Consider the following 1,724-nt stretch of genomic DNA (forward strand, 5'->3'; position numbering starts at 1 on the left):
GGAACACCCCTTTCAGGGATCGGTCGTAAAGGCGCCTGTGGTCCTCGGTACGACCTGCGGACGAAAGCCGAGCCAAGGCGGGTAGCAAGACCTGGGACAGCGAATGCGGGATGGTCAGCAGGAGCGCCCCGAGCGTGGCGGCGGCGGCGTAGTAGGCCACCTCGGTGGTGGAATGAAAGTGGGCCAGGAGGAAGCGCTCGGCGGTCGAGAGCGGGATGTAGGCGAGTCCCGCCAGCGTCAACCCGCCGCCGAACCTGAGCAGCGTGCGAGCGGCCTTGCGCGAGAACATCGGGCGGCGCAGCCGCGGCTGGTAGTGAACGGCGACGGCGCCATTGAGGCCAGCCGCAAGAGCGGCCACGACGGTCGCCAGAACGGCCAGCGAGACAACTCCCCCATTCGTCACGAGGAGAACCAGTGGGGCCGCCACGATCTGGAGCACGCGCGGCCCGGTGGTCGCCAGCGTCAGGCTGCCCCAACGCAGGCGAACCTGTTGTGGCGTGCTGATCGTCCCGGCCACCCCGTAGGCAACGGCCGCGATGCACACCACCCGAAGGGCCAGCAAGCCGTCGTCTCGCAACGATCCCGAAAGGTTCAGGACCTGGTCGACGATGAAAGGGGCCGCCGCGATCACAGCCAGGGCGGCCAAGCCCGTGACAGCCACAGTTATCGCGATAGCGGTGAAGATGACCGTGACCTCACCCCTTGAGTCATCGTGGGCGTGCCTCTCGCTGGCAAACCTGGTCGAGGTGACGCCCATCCCGAGGTCGCCCAGGGTCAAGATCAGGAGCGCGCTCTGAAGCAGCGCCCACAGTCCATATTCGGAGGGCCCCAGGAGCCTGATGAGAAACGGGGTGGCGAACAACGTCGCCACGAGCACAGCGGCCTGACCTCCGAGGGCCCAGATCGCGCCGCCCGCCACCTCACTTCGCAACGAGTGCTGCGGGCCTGGACCGTCGGCTGTCTCGATGCCGGAGGGATCCGCGCCTCCGGACTGCGGCAATTCCACTGCTAGAGGCCCCTTCTCAGGCTCCGGCGCATCGCTGATCGCCCCCCAACCAGCCATTAGAATCGCGGCTCACCGGGGGGAGGATTGCGAACTGGGAGGATTCCGGATCCGCCTGGCCGCAGGAGCGCGCTCGCCGACGCTGATGGAGACGTGAACCAAGCTTTCGACAAGTTCCGGCGCGGCCGGCTGAATTGGCTCGTCAATCGTCCCTACTACGTCTACCGCCCGGCGCAGGTGCTTCGCAGGGCCAGACTGGCGCTGGCTCCCTATCCATCCTCCGCCACGGTCGAGCTCCCGTGGGGCCTCGACCTCACCGTGGACCCAAGGGAAGCACTCGGGGCGATCGTCCTCCGGAACGCCGTCTACGAGATTGCGGTGAGCGAAGCTATCTACCGGTTGTCCGACCCAGGCGAGCTTGCAATCGATGTGGGAGCGAACATCGGCTACATGACGAGCATTCTCGCCGCGCGGACCGGCCCCTCCGGGACGGTGATCGCCTGCGAACCCCACCCGGCACTGTTTGACTTGCTATCTCGCAACGTCGAGCGGTGGACGGCAAGCTCGTCCCCCCTGCCACCGATAAACACCCTGCAGCTTGCGCTGTCGGATCGCAGCGGGAAAGGACAGCTGTCAGTCCCCCCGGAGTTCGCCGTGAACAGGGGTACGGCAGCTCTGGCTGACGACCAGGTTGAAGGCGCCATCGAAGTCAGCCTCGCCC

At 66.6% G+C, this 1,724-nt stretch carries 2 protein-coding genes; one reads left to right on the forward strand and one right to left on the reverse strand.

Going from position 1 to position 1,724, the window contains the following annotated elements; all coding sequences use genetic code 11:
* Positions 1–871 (reverse strand): lipopolysaccharide biosynthesis protein (locus ACJ8AT_RS05515; protein WP_407736546.1); only part of this gene is annotated, 871 nt, incomplete at its 3' end.
* Between the two features lie 285 nt (positions 872–1,156).
* Between ACJ8AT_RS05515 and ACJ8AT_RS05520 the strand changes: the two genes are divergently transcribed.
* Positions 1,157–1,724 (forward strand): FkbM family methyltransferase (locus ACJ8AT_RS05520; protein WP_407736548.1); only part of this gene is annotated, 568 nt, incomplete at its 3' end.

This window comes from Hyalangium sp. (genome assembly GCF_045802625.1).
Classification (GTDB): Bacteria; Myxococcota; Myxococcia; order Myxococcales; family Myxococcaceae; genus Hyalangium.